15 protein-coding genes are annotated in these 16812 nt (G+C 48.4%); 9 read left to right on the top strand and 6 right to left on the bottom strand.

Translation table 11 applies throughout. From position 1 onward, the window contains the following. Positions 1-13: 13 nt before the first annotated feature. The 6 genes from AWQ21_RS01850 (at position 14) to AWQ21_RS01875 (ending at position 6432) form a co-directional block, all read left to right on the top strand. Complete coding sequence (locus AWQ21_RS01850; RefSeq protein WP_065713073.1) at positions 14-2149, top strand: IMS domain-containing protein; 2136 nt, start codon at positions 14-16, stop codon at positions 2147-2149. Continuing rightward, positions 2149-2727, top strand: coding sequence for a metal-binding protein (locus AWQ21_RS01855; protein ID WP_065713074.1), 579 nt, complete (start codon positions 2149-2151; stop codon positions 2725-2727). The genes AWQ21_RS01850 and AWQ21_RS01855 overlap by 1 nt, the downstream gene beginning before the upstream one ends. Before the next feature lie 2 nt (positions 2728-2729). Further along, complete coding sequence (locus AWQ21_RS01860) at positions 2730-3203, top strand: phosphoribosyltransferase (RefSeq protein WP_065715171.1); 474 nt, start codon at positions 2730-2732, stop codon at positions 3201-3203. 78 nt (positions 3204-3281) lie between these two features. Then, positions 3282-4469, top strand: a complete 1188-nt coding sequence (locus AWQ21_RS01865) for a GNAT family N-acetyltransferase (RefSeq protein WP_065713075.1) — start codon at positions 3282-3284, stop codon at positions 4467-4469. 98 nt (positions 4470-4567) lie between these two features. Beyond that, positions 4568-5464 (top strand): type IIL restriction-modification enzyme MmeI, encoded by an 897-nt coding sequence (locus AWQ21_RS01870; RefSeq protein WP_198159675.1) that lies wholly within the window; start codon positions 4568-4570, stop codon positions 5462-5464. A gap of 89 nt (positions 5465-5553) precedes the next feature. Then, the gene (locus tag AWQ21_RS01875; RefSeq protein ID WP_065713077.1) at positions 5554-6432 is read left to right on the top strand and encodes a site-specific DNA-methyltransferase; all 879 of its coding nucleotides are present in this window, start codon (positions 5554-5556) and stop codon (positions 6430-6432) included. Positions 6433-6434: 2 nt separating this feature from the next. On the opposite strand, the gene AWQ21_RS01880 is transcribed toward AWQ21_RS01875, so the two are convergent. Beyond that, positions 6435-7034, bottom strand: coding sequence for a hypothetical protein (locus AWQ21_RS01880; protein WP_065713078.1), 600 nt, complete (start codon positions 7032-7034; stop codon positions 6435-6437). Beyond that, a complete protein-coding gene (locus AWQ21_RS15790; RefSeq protein WP_071932257.1) occupies positions 7031-7249 on the bottom strand; it encodes a helix-turn-helix domain-containing protein in 219 nt (72 codons plus the stop codon). Before AWQ21_RS15790 ends, AWQ21_RS01880 begins: the two co-directional genes overlap by 4 nt. Positions 7250-7431: 182 nt before the next feature. Between AWQ21_RS15790 and AWQ21_RS01885 the strand changes: the two genes are divergently transcribed. Continuing rightward, the gene (locus AWQ21_RS01885; RefSeq protein ID WP_198159676.1) at positions 7432-8151 is read left to right on the top strand and encodes a hypothetical protein; all 720 of its coding nucleotides are present in this window, start codon (positions 7432-7434) and stop codon (positions 8149-8151) included. A gap of 41 nt (positions 8152-8192) precedes the next feature. On the opposite strand, the gene AWQ21_RS01890 is transcribed toward AWQ21_RS01885, so the two are convergent. After that, positions 8193-8714: a TolB family protein gene (locus tag AWQ21_RS01890; RefSeq protein WP_065713080.1), complete on the bottom strand. Its 522-nt coding sequence runs from the start codon at positions 8712-8714 to the stop codon at positions 8193-8195. A 79-nt stretch (positions 8715-8793) separates the two neighbouring features. Here AWQ21_RS01890 and AWQ21_RS01895 point away from each other — a divergent pair, with 79 nt between their 5' ends. Further along, positions 8794-10323, top strand: a complete 1530-nt coding sequence (locus AWQ21_RS01895) for a YifB family Mg chelatase-like AAA ATPase (protein WP_065713081.1) — start codon at positions 8794-8796, stop codon at positions 10321-10323. 6 nt (positions 10324-10329) lie between these two features. Here the strand turns inward: AWQ21_RS01895 and AWQ21_RS01900 are convergent, their stop codons facing one another. Both AWQ21_RS01900 and AWQ21_RS01905 read right to left on the bottom strand, forming a co-directional pair. Then, a complete protein-coding gene (locus AWQ21_RS01900; protein ID WP_065713082.1) occupies positions 10330-12054 on the bottom strand; it encodes an FAD-dependent oxidoreductase in 1725 nt (574 codons plus the stop codon). 28 nt (positions 12055-12082) lie between these two features. Continuing rightward, entirely contained in the window at positions 12083-13498 is a 1416-nt protein-coding gene (locus tag AWQ21_RS01905) for an LCP family protein (protein ID WP_065713083.1), read from the bottom strand. 293 nt (positions 13499-13791) lie between these two features. On the opposite strand from AWQ21_RS01905, the gene moeB reads away from it, so the two are divergent. Continuing rightward, a complete protein-coding gene (gene moeB, locus AWQ21_RS01910) occupies positions 13792-14967 on the top strand; it encodes a molybdopterin-synthase adenylyltransferase MoeB (protein WP_065713084.1) in 1176 nt (391 codons plus the stop codon). A 238-nt stretch (positions 14968-15205) separates the two neighbouring features. On the opposite strand, the gene AWQ21_RS01915 is transcribed toward moeB, so the two are convergent. Further along, complete coding sequence (locus AWQ21_RS01915) at positions 15206-16303, bottom strand: RNA polymerase sigma factor, RpoD/SigA family (protein WP_065713085.1); 1098 nt, start codon at positions 16301-16303, stop codon at positions 15206-15208. Positions 16304-16812: the final 509 nt, after the last annotated feature.

Here is a 16812-nt window from a genome sequence, read left to right on the forward strand (position 1 = left end):
AGGAAAGTAAACTGTGCGCATCCCGCTCGACTATTACCGCATCCTATGCGTCCCCGCCAAGGCAACCACTGCCCAAATTACCCAAGCCTATCGCGATCGCCTATCCCAGTTCCCCCGTCGCGAACATAATGCCTTGGCCATTGAAGCCCGCAACCGGATTATCGAGCAAGCCTTTGAGGTGTTATCCCAAACAGAAACCCGCGCCGTCTACGACCATGAGCTGTCGGGGAATATGTTTCGCCCCCTTGTTCCCAGTCGGCCGAAACTGCCTTTCCCCGGTCGTAGCGCCAGTGACACGGAGTTAGAGGAACTCACAGCTCATCAACCGACCATTGACATTGCGGAAAAAGATTTACTGGGGGGACTGCTGTTGCTCCTCGACCTGGGGGAGTATGAATTGGTGCTGAAGTGGGCTATCCCCTACCTCAAGGGCAAAGGCAAGCTGGTCAAAGAAGGAAAATTTGGGGCCGTAGAAATCGTTGAGCAAGAACTACGGCTTTGTCTGGCCCTAGCCCATTGGGAATTAAGCCGGGAACAGTGGCTCCAACAACATTACGAACAGGCCGCCATATCAGGTCAGAAGAGTCAAGAATTATTGGTAGATGCGGCGCAATTTGAAGACCTCCAGCAGGAAATCCAAGCAGATCTCCATCGACTCAGACCTTATCAAGTCTTAGAACTTCTAGCCCGACCAGAATCGGAAACCCAAGAGCGACAACGGGGTTTACAACTGCTCCAGGAAATGTTGAGCGCCCGCGCAGGGATTGATGGCCAAGGAGATGATCAGTCGGGTCTCAGCATTGATGATTTTTTACGGTTCATCCAGCAGTTGCGCAGTTATCTGACGGTTCAAGAACAGTTGGATTTGTTTGTTGCAGAATCAAAGCGACCTTCAGCGGCAGCAGCCTATCTCGCGGTATATGCCCTTTTAGCGGCAGGGTTTTCGCGACGGCAACCGGATTTAGTCGTCCAAGCCCAAACTTTATTAAAACGGCTTGGCAAACGTCAGGATGTCTATTTAGAGCAATCGATCTGTGCGTTACTTTTGGGGCAGCCAACGGAAGCCAATCAACTGCTAGAACAAAGCCAGGAACAGGAGGCGATCGCCTACATTCGCGAGCAATCTGAGGGGGCACCGGATCTACTGCCAGGCCTGTGTCTCTATGGGGAACAGTGGCTGAAGACGGAGGTCTTTTCCCATTTTCGCGATCTCCGGCAACGGCGCGAGGATGGCTCTGTTTCTTTGACGGCTTATTTCGCTGACCCTGAGGTACAGCAGTATCTCGACGATCTCCTCACGGAGGCTGTCCCCACGCCCATGCCTTCCCCAGAAACAGAAAGTACAGCAGCCCCAGCAGAAAAACCACCAGAAGAACTCAAATCAGAGAACAACGTTGTTGCGCCCCACCCAAGTCGCCCAGCCAAAGTCAATTCCTTTGAGGATCTTGTCACGCAAACTCCCTCCACCGTCGCCCCAGCGCCGCCCTCTCCCGATTTAGCACCTGTTACTGCAGCGTTAGACCCAGGCCCAGAAGCGTCCCCAGCTCATCCGAAAAAGTCCATGGGGCCTTTAGGAGCGATCGCCGCCATCGTCGGGAGTATTTTGGTGGTTGTGGGTCTCGTGCGAATTTTGTCTGGCCTAACCACCCAGGAACCTCTACAGGTCACTCTCAATGGGGAACCGCCTCTGACGATCCCCAGCCTAGACACTGCCGAACCGAGCAATAATCCTGATAACGGGACAACGACGGAAACAACACCTGTGATCAATGAGGCGATCGCCGCCGAAGTAATTCAAACTTGGTTTGAAAGTAAAGCTAAAGCTTTTGGCCAAAACCATGATTTAGCTGCCCTAGAAAATATTCTGGTAGAACCCTCCTTGTCCCGCTGGCGTAGTAGTGCCCAAGCCGTCCGTAGCGCTGGCACCTACCGCACCTATGACCATAATTTGACCGTTGAGACAGTCAACTTTAACCCAGACCAACCCAATGTGGCGACCGTGGAGGCCCAGGTGCAGGAAAAGGCAGACTATTACCGGGCCAATGGGGAACGTGATGCCAGCCAGTCCTATGACTCCAGCTTGCGAGTGCGCTATGGTTTGGTGCGCCAAGGCGATCGCTGGTTGATCCAATCTTCCCAAACCTTGTAATGCCTTCCGGACGCACCCACGATCAGATCACGTTCTGGGGGCTGCCCGTGGTGGTGGGCCTCGGTTTTCTTTTGCTACGGCGGTGGGAATTGGCCCTTATTTTGAGTTTGGCCTATCTGTTTAGCGGCTTGATGTTTGGCCCGGACTTGGATATTCATTCGGTGCAGTTTAAACGTTGGGGAATTTTTCGCTGGATTTGGCTCCCCTACCAAAAAAATCTCCGCCATCGTTCGGCCCTCTCCCACGGATTTTTGATCGGGACAATTGTTCGCCTGCTCTATCTGGGGGCAATTCTGCTGTTTGTCGCAATTATCGGCGTGGCGATCGCCCAACTGATGCTTGATTTTTCTTGGAATTGGCGCACGGCCTTTCTCAATATCCAGCGACAGTGGCAACAACACTACTGGGCAGAAAGTTTAGCGCTCTTTATAGGGCTGGAAATTGGAGCAATGAGCCATTCTGTAAGTGATTGGCTGGGCTCGGCGGTTAAACGATCTCAGAAACAAGGCTTATTTTCTTCCTTTCCTCGGAAAAAACGCAAAAAACGTCGTAAATCCCCCCGTTCCTCCCGAAGATGACCATGGCAGACCTCAAGATCAGTTGGGCCGAATACCACGCTTTAATTGAACAATTGGCCACTACAATTCAAAAATCCCAGTGGGAATTCAACCAAATTCTCTGTTTGGCGAAAGGTGGCTTAAGGATTGGTGACATTTTGGCGCGCATTTTCGATCAACCCTTGGCAATTCTCAATGTGGCTAGCTACGGTGGCATCGGCAACCGAGAACGGGGAAAACTCTTGTTTGCGGAACATTTTACGAACTTTGGGCCTCTGGGCGATCGCCTTTTGCTGGTAGATGATTTAGTCGATTCGGGCCTGAGTCTCCAGCAAATCCAGACCTGGCTCAAAACCCAAGCCCCTCAAATTACAGAAATTCGCACCGCTGTCCTCTGGTACAAAGGCCATTCCCAAGTGCAGCCGGATTATTATGTCCAGCATTTGCCCGATAATCCTTGGATTCAGCAGCCCTTTGAACATTACGAAAAAGGGTGAGCCGCGCCCAGGGAGAGCGATGCAAAATCAAGCGAGATCCATTAAGGTATAAAAAATTCTTAAATTTTGCCCAAATCAATGGTTGCCCCGTCGCAAATTACCGTTACTTGGCACAGTGAAATCGCTGCAATCCCCAAAGCTGCCTGGGATGCGATCGCCGCGCCATTGAAAACCCCTTTTCTAGAATGGGATTGGCTCCATAATATTGAATGCTCCGGTAGTGTCGGCCCCCGAACCGGCTGGCAACCCTGCCATCTATCGGTGCAGCGGGAGGGAGAATTTATTGCCATGGCCCCCCTCTACATCAAAGGCCATAGCTACGGCGAATTTGTTTTTGACCACCAATGGGCCGATTTGTCCTACCGCTTGGGCCACGAATACTACCCAAAACTCGTGGGGATGACACCCTTTACGCCGGCTGTGGGATACCGCTTTTTGATTGCCCCCGGTGAAGATGAACTGGCCCTTTCCCAGGTCATGGTTGCCGCCATTGATCAATTTTGCGATCGCCAGCAACTCTCTGGTTGTAATTTTCTGTTTGTCGATCCCACCTGGCAAAAAACCATGGAACAACTCGGTTTCCGGGCTTGGCTCCACCATGGCTATATCTGGAGCAACCAGAATTTTGACAACTTCGACGACTATCTCGGTGCTTTTACCTCTAACCAACGCAAAAACATTAAACGCGAACGCAAAGCCGTTGATAAAGCAGGTTTATCCCTCAAAATGATGACGGGCGACGAAATTCCCGCCCATTACTTTCCCTTGATTTATCGTTTTTATAGCAGCACCTGTGACAAGTTTTTTTGGGGCAGTAAATATCTCCGTAAACCCTTTTTTGAAACCTTAGAATCAACCTACCGCCACCGAGTTGTCCTGGCCGCTGCCTACACGCCAGAAGACGATAAACATCCCGTCGGTTTATCTTTTTGTATCCGCAAAGATGATTATCTTTATGGCCGCTATTGGGGCGCCTTTGATGAGTATGACTGCCTCCATTTCGAAGCCTGTTATTACAAACCGATCCAATGGGCCATTGAGCAAGGCATCACGATGTACGATCCGGGCGCTGGGGGTAAACATAAACGACGGCGTGGTTTTCCGGCAACCCCAAACTACAGCCTCCACCGTTTTTATCAACCCCGCATGGGCCAAGTTTTAGACGCTTATATTGATGAAATTAATGCGATGGAGCAACAGGAAATCGAAGCAATTAATGCTGATATTCCTTTTAAACGGCAGGAAGTTCAATTGAAAATTTCCTAGCTTCACTAGCCAAAAGCGCAATCGCCGCCCTATCTGTCTCCCTTAGATCCCCGACTTCTACGAGAAGTCGGGGATCTGAAGTTCTTGGTGTTTAAAGTATGATCAAAGGGCGATCGCCACAGGATACGACTAAGCAGATGACGGATTTTATTGAGAAGTGGAAAGGCTCGGAAGGGAATGAACGGGCAAATTACCAGAGCTTTTTAAATGATTTTTGTGAGTTTCTGGGGGTGGAGAAGTCGCCGCCGAAGGGTGAAGGGAATAACAGCTATTGTTTTGATCGGGATGTAAAAATCATTGCGCCGAGTGGGGCAGCAACAACGAATTTTATTGATTTTTATAAGGAAGGCTGCTTTGTTCTGGAGACGAAGCAGGGCAGCAACTCCAGCAATAAGGGGCACGGGAAACGGGGGACGGCTGCCTACCGGAAGGAGATGAAAAAGGCGTTTGGGCAGGCGCTCAAGTATGCGCGGTTTGTGGAGCCAAAGCCTCCTTTTTTGATTACTTGCGATATCGGCGATCATTTTCGGGTTTGGCAGGATTTTAGTGAGTCTTGGCTCAGTGCGAATGGAAATTACGGAACCTATGACAGTGTGCCGAAGATTCCGTTTACGGATCTGAAAAAGCCAGAAGTTCAGGATTTTTTCTATAAGGTTTTCACGGATCCGCAGTCGTTAAACCCCGAAAAGATCGCAGCGCAGGTGACGCGGGAAGTGGCGGCGGATTTGGCGGAATTGTCAAAGACCCTAGAGGAAACGGCGAGTCCTCAAATGGTGGCGCATTTTTTGATGTGCTGTATTTTTACGATGTTTGCGGAGGATGTGGGGTTACTGAAGGAACATCTGTTTACGGAGGCGCTGCGGGAACGGTGGATCCCCAAACCGCAGGATTTTAAGCCCCAAGTGGAAGCGTTATGGCAGGCAATGAATGATGGGACAAGTTTTGGGTTCCACGGGCAGTTGCTCCGGTTTAATGGGGGATTGTTAACAGATTAGCTATCGAGTATTCTTCTGCTTCTGTGAGAATACTTGACAACTTCCACACTAGTCTTGGATACTTATAGTCATCAAAAAGAGTTCGGGATATGATAGAAACTAATACTCAAGATCTCACGAAATATACTTGGGATTTTCAACATCTTTTCAATCAGCCAGTCCAACCAATCTTTCAAACAGACAAGGGTGCTTTATTTGAAGAAGACTGTTTGAATATCTTGCATTCGATGAATTCAAGTAGTGTGAATCTGATTTTTGCAGATCCACCTTTCAATCTCGGAAAAAAATACGGTGCAAAAGTCAATGATCAGCGTTCAGAGAATGAATATCTTTTATGGATGAAATCTTGGATTACTGAATGCACAAGAATATTAAATGACGGAGGATCTATCTTTATATACAACTTGCCAAAATGGAATATTTTTGCTGGTAATTATCTTAATGATTTAGGTCTGAACTTTCGACATTGGATTACTGTCGATATTAAGATGAGCATGCCAATTAAGGGACGTTTGTATCCATCTCACTACAGCCTCCTTTACTATTGTAAGGGTGATTCTCCTACAATATTTAAAAGAATTCGCACGCCGATTCAACTTTGCAGACATTGTGGAGGAGAAATCAAGGACTATGGCGGACATAGAAAATCTATGAACCCAAACGGTGTTACATTAAGCGATGTATGGTGTGATATCACTCCTGTTCGACATTGGAAATATAAAAGCAAAAAGAGAAAAACTAATCAGTTATCAACAAAATTACTCTCAAGGGTTATTGAGATGGCAACTAATCCTGGTGACATCGTTTTTGATCCTTTTGGTGGATCTGGAACTACGTTTTCTGTGTGTGAAGCGAAACATCGTCACTGGTTAGGATCAGAAATTGAAAGTTGTGATGTTATCATCGAACGTCTAACAGCGGGTGAAGTTTATCATCACCAGAATGATGACTATATAGAAGAAGAGTAATATTATCTTTTCGCCATTCCATCAAAACCCTTGGGAATAAAGTCAACTTCAGGGTCGAGTGCATCGTATTCAACGGATACTATTCGGAGTAGAGCAGAGCCTATTTGTAATTTGTTCCAAAGGAAAAAATATTCGCGAAGTTCGTTTATGTTACCGATACGATCAGTAATGTAAGGACGCATGGATTCTGATGGAACGACTAACACCCCAGCAATCAATCCTTTTTTGAGAAGTGCTAAAAGCATTTTATTAATTGCTCTATGACTCGACGAAATATTCCCTGTTTCCCACTCAAAGCCAATATTCCCAAGCTTAGGATTTTCATATAAAGCATCTAGGTTTCCCATTTTTGCTCCAGCTAATTGTTTAGGGAGCTTTTCTACCCTCCACCCACGACTCTTTAACAAATTGATAGCAGGGATTTTAATAGGTTTTACTCCATTCTTATGTTTTTCGGTTGGATTTAGAGAAAAACTGCCTGAACCATGAGGCCAGTCAATGGCAGTTATGGAATCCTCAATATCATTCCAACGTGCTTCCCAGAATTCTGATTCAGATATATTTCTTGATTCAATGATGTCAATAATTTCTATGATTTTCATATATCATTTAGTAGTTCAGATAGTGAGATACCAAGACTAGATGAGATTGCATAAAGGTTTTGGAATGAGACATTTCTCTCGCCTCGCTCAATGCCCCCGATATAAGTCCGATCTAAATTACATTTACTAGCCAAGACTTCTTGTGATAAACCTTTTGCTTTTCTTATTTCTCTAATTCTGGAACCCAGTTGAATTAGCAAGTTATTTTTTTCCATAGGTATAACTATGCTAAGATGACGACTATTGGTCTACGGACTATAAGTATCATTTAAGGCTCTTTCCTCTTAAGTAATCTATTCTGCTTTCGGCTAGTTAACTTTCTGTACATATCTTTGGAGAGATTTACTCTCTCTCGCAACAAGTCCATGCCACCCATCCCATAGTCACCATCACCGCTATGTATAACTGCCTCGAAAAAATGCGGAGTGGCGAACCCTTCACCGACAAAGACAGAGAATTTAACAACAAAGCCCTCATCACCACCCTCAAACAAATCCACGACGACCTCGATCAAGCCGTTTTCCGCGCCTACGGCTGGGACGACCTGATCCCCCTGTGGCAAAAAGTTTATCGAGATCCCCCCCAGCCCCCCTTGAGTAAGGGGGGAGAAGAAAGCTCTCAAAAAGTCCCCCTTGCCTCCCTTTTTAAGGGAGGTGCCGAAGGCGGAGGGATCGGGGATTTAGGGGGATCAAATCCCAAAGAAGAACTCGAACAAACCATCCTGCAAAGATTAGTCGATCTCAACGCAGAACGCGCCGAAGAAGAACGAAACGGCTTTGTCCGTTGGCTCCGACCCGAATACCAAGCCCCCGATGAAGTCGTCACCCAGAAAGTCATCGAAGGCGTTGGCGTAGAAGAGAAAAAAGAAGAGGTTGTCATTGCCCCACCCGAACAACAAAAATTCCCGACAAAACTCAAAGATCAACTTGCTGCGATCCGAGATTTATTGCGTACCCAAGGCGGCGAATGGACAATTACCCAAATTGCCGCCCAGTTCAAAGGCACAAGCGCAAAAAAATTAGAAACGATTCAAAACTGCCTAGAAATCCTCGAAGACCTCGGCGTCATTTTGAGTCACACCGAAACCGAAACCAAGTGCTACTACGCTACCCTCTAGTGATCAGTTGGTGCTGCATTAGCTAAAAAGGTCAGGAGATATTATTCGACATCTAACTGACGACCATTGCGGTCATAAACAAGGATATCCCATTGGCCATTTTCAGCGGCCTCAAAGGCAATTTTAGACCCGTCAGCACTAATGGTTGGATTACGCACTTCCTGGTTTAAGTTATCGGTTAAATTCCGTTTTTGTTCAAACTCGCGATCATAAAGATAAATATCAGATTCGCCACGACGATTAACCGCAAACACGATATAACGACCGTCTTCAGAAACGGCCGGATGGGAGGCAATTTCATTTAGGGCATTGAGGCCCGGTAACAGAATCGTTTGGCGGGTACTGGTATCAAATAGATAGATATCCTGGGAGCCGTTGCGGTCTGAGGCAAAAACCAGGTAGGGTTCGGCGATCGCCGGATCAAATTCGAGGGCACGGCTGTTTAAACTGCGGCCACCGGGATCAACGGGAAAATTGACAATGCGCGGATAACCAACACAGCTCTGGAGCAGCAAACCGAGGCTACCGAGGAAAAAACTGCGTAGGAAAGAAACATAGCGCATAGGTCAAAGGAAAATCAAAGGTCGGGCGATCGCCAATTTTTCTATAATGTTGTCCTAACAGCACACTAAAAACAGAGCAATGCTAGCAAAAATTTGGAGTGCCACCATCGTCGGGGTCGATGCCCTCAGGGTCGGGGTGGAAGTCGATATTTCCGGCGGCTTACCGAAAATGATGGTGGTCGGACTTCCGGATACGGCAGTACAAGAATCGCGGGAACGGGTCAAGGCCGCCCTCAAAAATTCTGGGTTTGGGTTCCCCGTGCGCAAAATTTTAGTCAATCTCACGCCGGCCGATCTCCGCAAAGAAGGCCCTAGTTTTGATCTTCCCATTAGTGTGGGCATTTTGGCGGCGACAGAACAAATTGAAACAACGCTCCTAGAGGATTTTTTATTCCTGGGGGAAGTATCCCTTGATGGCACGCTTCGACCCGTGGCGGGGGTTTTACCAATCGCCGCCGCTGCCCAAAAGTTAGGCTTTAAGGGGATGGTTGTCCCCACTGCCAATGCCCAGGAAGCAGCAGTTGTGAATGGCCTAACGGTTTACGGCTGTGGAAATTTAAAGGAAGTGGCGGATCTGTTGGGAGCGCCCCATGAGCATCAAGCTGTAGAAATTGATATCCGAGAGGCGATCGCCAAAGCCGCCCACCTGGTACCAGATCTCAAAGATGTCAAAGGCCAAACCCTAGCCCGTCGCGCCCTGGAAATTGCCGCTGCTGGCGGTCATAATCTCGTTTTTGTGGGGCCACCCGGGAGCGGCAAAACGATGCTCGCCCGAAGATTACCGGGTATTTTGCCGAAACTATCCTTCGATGAAGCTTTAGAAGTGTCGCAAATCCATTCCGTGGCCGGTTTGCTCAAAGACCGTGGCACGTTGGTCACAGCCCGTCCTTTCCGTAGTCCCCACCATTCCGCCTCTGGCCCTTCCCTGGTTGGCGGTGGTAGTTTTCCGCGACCTGGGGAAATTTCTTTGGCCCACCGGGGCGTGTTATTTCTCGATGAATTAACGGAATTTAAACGTAATGTTCTCGAATTTTTGCGACAACCCCTTGAAGATGGCTTTGTGACCATTTCCCGCACCCGTCAGTCGGTGGAATTTCCGGCCCAATTTACCCTCGTTGCCAGCACCAATCCCTGTCCCTGTGGTTATTTTGGTGACCCAATCCAAGCTTGCACTTGCAGTCCACGCGCTCGTGAGCAATATTGGGCGAAACTATCGGGGCCGTTGATGGATCGCATTGATCTCCAGGTGGCGGTGAATCGCTTGAAACCTGAAGAAATGATGCAACAGGGCGTCGGGGAAGATTCTCGCACGGTCGCAGAACGGGTTAACCAGGCGCGACAGATTGCCCAAGTACGGTTTCAGGATCACCCCCAAGTGCACTGTAACGCGGAGATGACCACCAAGGATTTGCGGCAACATTGTGGCCTTGACCAAGGTAGTCGTAATTTGCTCGAGGGGGCGATCCGCAAGTTGGGGTTATCGGCCCGGGCCATGGATCGGATTCTGAAAGTATCCCGTACAATTGCCGATTTAGCTGCTGCTCCCACCATCCAAACGACCCATATTGCCGAGGCGATTCAGTACCGCACCATCGACCGAATGCAATAGTGGGTTTTAGGAAAGTCCCTCAAGGACAAACCAGGGTGCTGCGTGGTTAATTCTGCCGATCGCCTGGATTTTTTGGGGAGTCTCCAGATTTTCTAGCCACTGATGCATCTGGGGATCAAGGGTCACCACCTGAACCGGTTTTAACTGATCGGGTAGAGAGATAGCATATTGATGATCGCCTTGCGGAAAAATCTCACCGCTGTAGGGTTTGGCTTGGGGCGTAAATCCTGAAGCAAACGACCCGCAAGCACACAAACCAGTTTCAGGATATTTGTCAGGATGATCGAGGTAAAACCGTTGCCACTTTAGCCATTCAGGATGATCAAAGGGCAAATTATATAAGGGGATCACCGCTGCGGGCGCAAAGTTATCTGTCAGTAATTTTTCTTGGAGTTGTCGTACGTCGAGATCTTTAGGGGCACACTGATTCTGAATCGCCAGAGCCGCTGCCTGTCCTGCTGCCTGACCAATATTTAGCACTAGGGGTTGCAAGCGTGTTGCCCCATTAGCAATGTGGGAAACGGCAATATTTTTCTCGCAGGCGATTAAATTTTCCACCGTTGCTGAACACAGAGCCGTGTAGGGGATCGTAAAGGGAGTGCCTGTCCAGCGGCCGCCCCAGGGGATTGATTTCGGAGTTAGGGGAAATTCAAAGCCTGGATAATGATGGTCGTTGGCGTAATTGCCAATGGCGATCGCCTGGACTTCCCCGGCTGTATTTAAAGGCAAAGGCGCAACAGTACCCTGGGGTAAAATCTGCTGTTCCGTGAGAGTTGTCGTCCCGATTAACCGCCGACTTTCTCGGAAATAGGGCATCAGCGCAAAACTGCCACCGTACAAATCATGGGGAAAAACGCCCGTCGCCAGGCCATACTTGCCGCTAGATTCCTGGTAAATGTGATCCGCAAACGCCAAACTGTGTTCCTGGGCTTCTCGGTAAAAATCAAGGCGTTGTTGGGGATCTAAAAGGCGATCGCCCCCCAAACCGAAATCATTGCCCGCGAGGGGCCAATTCATCATGTAGTGGCCATGGGGCAGCCCTCCATAATTCAGAAAGTGCTCCAGGCCATATTTTTCCCAAGCCCCTTGGAATAACGAAAAATCCCCATTACTGGCAGGAGGTCGTCGGCCATTCTCTTTGAGATAAAAAACCCAGGTGGGTGACTGTACTGGGTAGGTTTGCGTCATTTCGTTGGGAGCAGCGGGGGCGCTGGGTTCCTGAAAATTTTCCGACCAATCCCAACCCCAACGGTGGGGCACATCCCCTAAGGCGAGTAGATCCCCTAATTCTGTCCCGTCGAGAATAATGTCCGCCTCAATCCAATAATCTGGGAACCGCACCGCACAAAGGCGATCGCCTTGTCTTTTGACCTCCAGGGGAATCTGTCCTGCAATCCAAGTTAACTTCTGCTCTGCTTTAACCCAATCTGCAAAGATCTCAGCCCCAACTCGCGGATCAAAAGTGAACATACTGACCCAACTGTGATCCAAGCCTGTCTCCTGGTGCCGCCGTTGTAGCTCCCGCAGAAAAGCACCCCAGAGACCCGTCTGCCAGGCCCGCAATTCATTCCCATCCGGCGCGGCAACCCCTGCCCCGGTGAGCATCCCCCCCAACCAAGGAAACTCACTGATTAAAATTGTCTCAACCCCTTGTCGCGCACATTGGAGGGCCGCTGCTGTTCCTCCAGTACCGCCCCCGACCACCAAGACCTGCGTCCGTAAGTTTTCCATTAATTTGCTTAATTTCTGATTGATTCAATTAATTGGACACAAACGATTCCTGGGATCGTTCCAGCCAATCTTGGCCCACGCGGATCGTAAAGTCCGATTCAATCTCGCCAATGGAAGACGCTTCAACTCTCCCTGTACCTAGGTTTGCTAGCAGTTGATTTGCCCCAGTCACATTGCCCTGTTGGGCGATCACTTGAGTTTGTTCTAGACGATCTGGATAATCACTCGACAAATAAATATTCGTAAAGCCTTGGGCCTGCAAAAATTCCGACACCTGTCGCGCCATCCCTGGGGAACCAGAAGCATTTTGAATCGCAATGCGTACATTGTTCGTTAAAGCGACGTCATTTTCACCGGGGGCTGACCAGACTGGCGATTCCACCGCAAAAAATTCCGTCATCACCTGATTTTTGCCCTGGTCAGAAATAATCCAGTAGCTACGGTTATATTCACCAACCTCACTAAAACGTCCTGGTAGCATCACCATTTGGAAATTTTCTTGCTTAAGCTGTCGAGAAAAATTCATTAATGCCAACATTTCCTCCCAGGTTAGATTAGTGTCAATATGTTCGCGCACCAAACCAATCAAAGCAGGAAGACGGGGAATAATTGCCGGGGATTGGATTTTTTCCCGGAGCGCTTTGAGGAGTATCTGTTGGCGCTGTACCCGGCCAATATCGCCATATTGATCCTGTCGGAAGCGGACAAACTGCTCTGCCTGTTCCCCATCTAAAACTTGCCAGCCTTTTTCGAGGTTGATCTCGAGACCCTGGGTCTGGTCTGTGTATTGCATACCTGCTGGGACAAATACATTGACGCCCCCCACGGCATCAACTAACTCTTTAAAGGTGTCGGTGGTCACACGCACATAGCGATCCACTGCCACACCATTTAAGGCTTCACTTACAACCTGGGCCGCTAGCCGGCCGCCACCATAGGCATTGGCTTCATTAATTTTTGTAATACCCACATCGGGAATTCTGACTTGGCTATCCCTAGGGATCGAAAGCATATTGACTTGTCCCTGTTCTGGCTCAAAGCGAACCAACAACATGGTATCGCTGCGTCCATTAAATTCAGCTTTTGGATTCTCGGTGCCTTCGACTCGATCAATTCCCATCACAAGGACATTCACGGGGCGACCCAAACTGTAGGTTCCGAGTTGTCGTAAACCGTCGGTGGCAAAGCTTCCGAGGGGAGCTGGTAGAAAAGGCAATACCAGTTGGGCAATGGGAGTATAAACGGCGATCGCCGTTCCTAGGGAGGCCGAAAGGAGAATCGTGCCCATAAAACCAACCCCCCACGACAGTCCCTGCACAAAAGGCGAAAGAACTTTAGACTTCGGCTTATGGCGGCGAGAAAGATTACGGCGCGGTGATCGAAGAAGCTTCGTGGAGCCTTTGCGGGGTTGATCCCCATTCGTAACTTCTTGACCATGAACCATAAGACCTTTTCTCCTAGGGATCAATCAAACTATCCCGCTTAGTGAGTGCTAAAAGCGACTATACCTTGTCAATATGATTTGACGCAGTGTTGCACAATGCTTTCCTCAAAAAATACCAATAAATCTATTAATCGTCCCCTATTTCTGAGCAAAATATTTTCTGCCCAAGGCACAATCCCTTAAGTTAACCTAGAATCTAACCCCACAACGCAGTAGACTAAGAGACTGCAATCGTGTTCTTGGTCGTGACCCCAGACCGCAGACTCTAAAACATTTCCTCAGAACACCCAAAAATGTTAAATCCTAATTTAGACACTATAGAACTAACAAAGGATGACTACGAACGCTATTCACGGCACCTAATCTTGCCGGAAGTGGGCGTAGATGGACAAAAGAAGCTTAAAGCCGCCAGTGTCCTTTGTATCGGTAGTGGTGGTCTCGGCTCGCCATTACTGCTCTACCTTGCCGCTGCGGGAATCGGTCGGATTGGTCTGGTCGATTTTGATGTTGTAGATTTTTCTAACCTGCAACGCCAAATCATCCACGGCACTTCTTGGGTTGGCAAGCCCAAAATCCAATCGGCCAAAAACCGGATCCTGGAAATTAACCCCTTCTGCCAAGTCGATCTCTACGAGACCCAGATTAATTCTAGTAATGCCCTCGACATTATCAAAGATTACGACATCGTTGTTGATGGGACGGATAATTTCCCCACCCGTTACCTCACGAATGATGCCTGTGTTCTTTTAAATAAGCCCAATGTCTACGGCTCGATTTTCCGGTTTGAAGGCCAAGCCACCGTTTTTAACTACGAAGGCGGCCCCAACTACCGCGATCTGTACCCCGAACCCCCGCCACCAGGCATGGTTCCCTCCTGTGCAGAGGGTGGCGTCCTCGGTGTATTGCCAGGAATTATTGGCACGATCCAAGCCACAGAAACCATCAAGATCATCCTTGGGGCGAAGAATACCCTCAGTGGCAGACTTCTACTTTTCAACGCCCTGGATATGAAATTCCGGGAATTGAAATTACGTCCCAACCCAGAACGTCCTGTAATCGAAAAATTAATTGATTACGAACAGTTTTGCGGCATTCCCCAAGCAAAGGCAGCGGAGGCAGAACAGCAGGCAGCTATGGAAGAAATGACAGTTACGGAGCTTAAGGCGTTGTTGGACAGCGGTGCCGATGATTATGTGTTGATCGATGTCCGCAATCCCCATGAATATGACATTGCCCAAATTCCGGGGGCGACGCTGATCCCTCTACCCGATATTGAACAAGGCGATGGGGTTGATCAGGTCAAGGAATTACTAACAGAAGGGAAAAAGTTAATTGCCCACTGTAAGATGGGCGGCCGTTCAGCGAAAGCCCTCGGCATTCTCCAGGAAGCAGGAATTACAGGCATCAACGTCAAAGGTGGCATCAAAGCCTGGAGCGAAGAAGTTGATTCGAACGTACCTCTGTACTAAAAAACGCTTCGGTATCAGATTGTCTGCTGCCGCGAGCACCTGAAAATAATTCGATAATTTTGATTAGCAAAGCCCGTCCGTAGCGGGTTTTTTTGTGGGTAAAAAATAAAAAAATCCTCCCCAAGAAAAAACCTCTCTTAGGTATAGGAGAGGGGCTACAGGGGGCAAAAGCGAAAAGAGGAATGAATTATTTATTAGGTTGGCGATCGCCAAATCCAGTAAAGATCAATCCGGAAGATTAATAGAGCCAGCTTTTGAGGCGACGGGCCACCTGGGGACGCCGTAGCTTACGCATGGCCTTACTTTGGATTTGTCGTACCCGCTCCCGAGACAGATTAAACATTCCACCCACTTCTTCGAGGGTATGGGGCTGCTCAGAGGAGAGGCCATAGCGGAGGGCAATGACTTCTTTTTCACGGTCAGTGAGCACATCACCGAGGACATCCCAAAGTTCCTGGCGCATCATCGCTTCACTCATCCGCTCTTCAGGGAGTTGGAGGCCATCGTCCTCGAGGAGATCAACTAATTCCGTGTCTTCACCTTTACCCACACGGTGATTCAGGGAGAGGGATTGACGCCGGAGTTGAAGGAGTTGGTGGAGCTGATCAGCGGTAATATCAAGCTCTTGGGCGAGTTCCGCTTCGGTTGGGTTCCGTTGCAGGCTTTGTTTGAGAGTCCGTTGGGCTTTTTTGAGTTTGTTGAGCTTCTCGACGATGTGGATCGGCAAGCGGATCGTCCGGGCGTCGTTGGCAATAGTGCGGGTAATCGCCTGGCGAATCCACCAATAGGCATAGGTCGAGAATTTATAGCCTTTGTTGGGATAAAATTTTTCGGCGGCACGGTTCAGGCCGATCGCTCCTTCCTGGATCAGATCAAGGAACGGTACACCCCGGTTGAGATAACGCTTCGCAATGGAGACCACGAGACGCAGGTTGGAGCGAATCATCTTCCGCTTCGCCACCCGGCCTTTGTAAAGGGCAGAATTGAGCTGTTTAACTGTTTCCAGACCGAGGACAGCAGCCCATTCTTCGTTGGTGGGCGATCGCCCGAGTTGTTCCTGAAGTTCGAGGCGACGCTCTTCGGCATCATTGAGGAACTTAACACTGTGGGCCAGTTGAATTTCTTCGTCTGGCTTGAGGAGGGGGTAACGGGCCATCTCTTTAAAAAAAGCACCGACGGTATCCTCATTGCGACTACGGACTCCCCGCAAATTTGTGAGTTCTGTCTCTGAAAATTCCGCTTCAACCATTGAATTGCTCGATTCTAATTCAGTGGCTTGATGGCTATCTTGAGCATACACAGGGTCAAGACTGTTGGTTGTGGTTGTGTCGAACATAATCCTACGAAATAAAGAGTCAGGGGGTGTGTGGTGGGGAGCGAGGATTAGCTAAAGAAAAACAAAAATAATTAGATTCAATACCAAATAATCGTTTATCAGGATGCAGCTAAAACAATTTCAAGGAGCAGACAGTTCATTCCTTAGAACTGTTATACCTGTTTGAGCTCTGAGAGTGTAAATAAGCTTTTAATAAAAATCAACAATTGCAGCAATTAGTAAAGGTTTCTGGGAAAAATCCGAGACTTTTCCCAAAATCAATGTAGCAGACGGCTGAGTAGAATATGGTTTTGTTAAATACAAAATTAAGGTTTTGTTGAGTCGATCTTTTGTCCAGGGAAGTTGTGTAAACTTTTTTTAAATTGCTTGCCAAGCCTAGAAAGATCAGCTGTCCATCAAAATAGCTTGACAGAGGAGACGGTCGGATCCTGTATTATCAGCAACACTTCTTTTAAGGATTATTTAATGTGATGTAATCCAGGGGAATTTAAGAAAATTTAGTTTTGATT

Origin of the sequence: Picosynechococcus sp. PCC 7003, from assembly GCF_001693255.1 — a bacterium.
Classification (GTDB): Bacteria; Cyanobacteriota; Cyanobacteriia; order Cyanobacteriales; family MRBY01; genus MRBY01.

Excerpts from the sequence above, each read along its gene's own strand:
- AWQ21_RS01885 (WP_198159676.1), top strand. The coding sequence starts at position 7,432 with ATGTATAACTGCCTCGAAAAAATGCGGAGTGGCGAACCCTTCACCGAC.
- AWQ21_RS01915 (WP_065713085.1), bottom strand. The coding sequence starts at position 16,303 with ATGTTCGACACAACCACAACCAACAGTCTTGACCCTGTGTATGCTCAA.
- AWQ21_RS01860 (WP_065715171.1), top strand. The coding sequence starts at position 2,730 with ATGGCAGACCTCAAGATCAGTTGGGCCGAATACCACGCTTTAATTGAA.
- AWQ21_RS01890 (WP_065713080.1), bottom strand. The coding sequence starts at position 8,714 with ATGCGCTATGTTTCTTTCCTACGCAGTTTTTTCCTCGGTAGCCTCGGT.
- AWQ21_RS01870 (WP_198159675.1), top strand. The coding sequence starts at position 4,568 with ATGATCAAAGGGCGATCGCCACAGGATACGACTAAGCAGATGACGGAT.
- AWQ21_RS01875 (WP_065713077.1), top strand. The coding sequence starts at position 5,554 with ATGATAGAAACTAATACTCAAGATCTCACGAAATATACTTGGGATTTT.
- moeB (WP_065713084.1), top strand. The coding sequence starts at position 13,792 with ATGTTAAATCCTAATTTAGACACTATAGAACTAACAAAGGATGACTAC.
- AWQ21_RS01895 (WP_065713081.1), top strand. The coding sequence starts at position 8,794 with ATGCTAGCAAAAATTTGGAGTGCCACCATCGTCGGGGTCGATGCCCTC.
- AWQ21_RS01865 (WP_065713075.1), top strand. The coding sequence starts at position 3,282 with ATGGTTGCCCCGTCGCAAATTACCGTTACTTGGCACAGTGAAATCGCT.
- AWQ21_RS01880 (WP_065713078.1), bottom strand. The coding sequence starts at position 7,034 with ATGAAAATCATAGAAATTATTGACATCATTGAATCAAGAAATATATCT.
- AWQ21_RS15790 (WP_071932257.1), bottom strand. The coding sequence starts at position 7,249 with ATGGAAAAAAATAACTTGCTAATTCAACTGGGTTCCAGAATTAGAGAA.
- AWQ21_RS01855 (WP_065713074.1), top strand. The coding sequence starts at position 2,149 with ATGCCTTCCGGACGCACCCACGATCAGATCACGTTCTGGGGGCTGCCC.
- AWQ21_RS01900 (WP_065713082.1), bottom strand. The coding sequence starts at position 12,054 with ATGGAAAACTTACGGACGCAGGTCTTGGTGGTCGGGGGCGGTACTGGA.
- AWQ21_RS01905 (WP_065713083.1), bottom strand. The coding sequence starts at position 13,498 with ATGGTTCATGGTCAAGAAGTTACGAATGGGGATCAACCCCGCAAAGGC.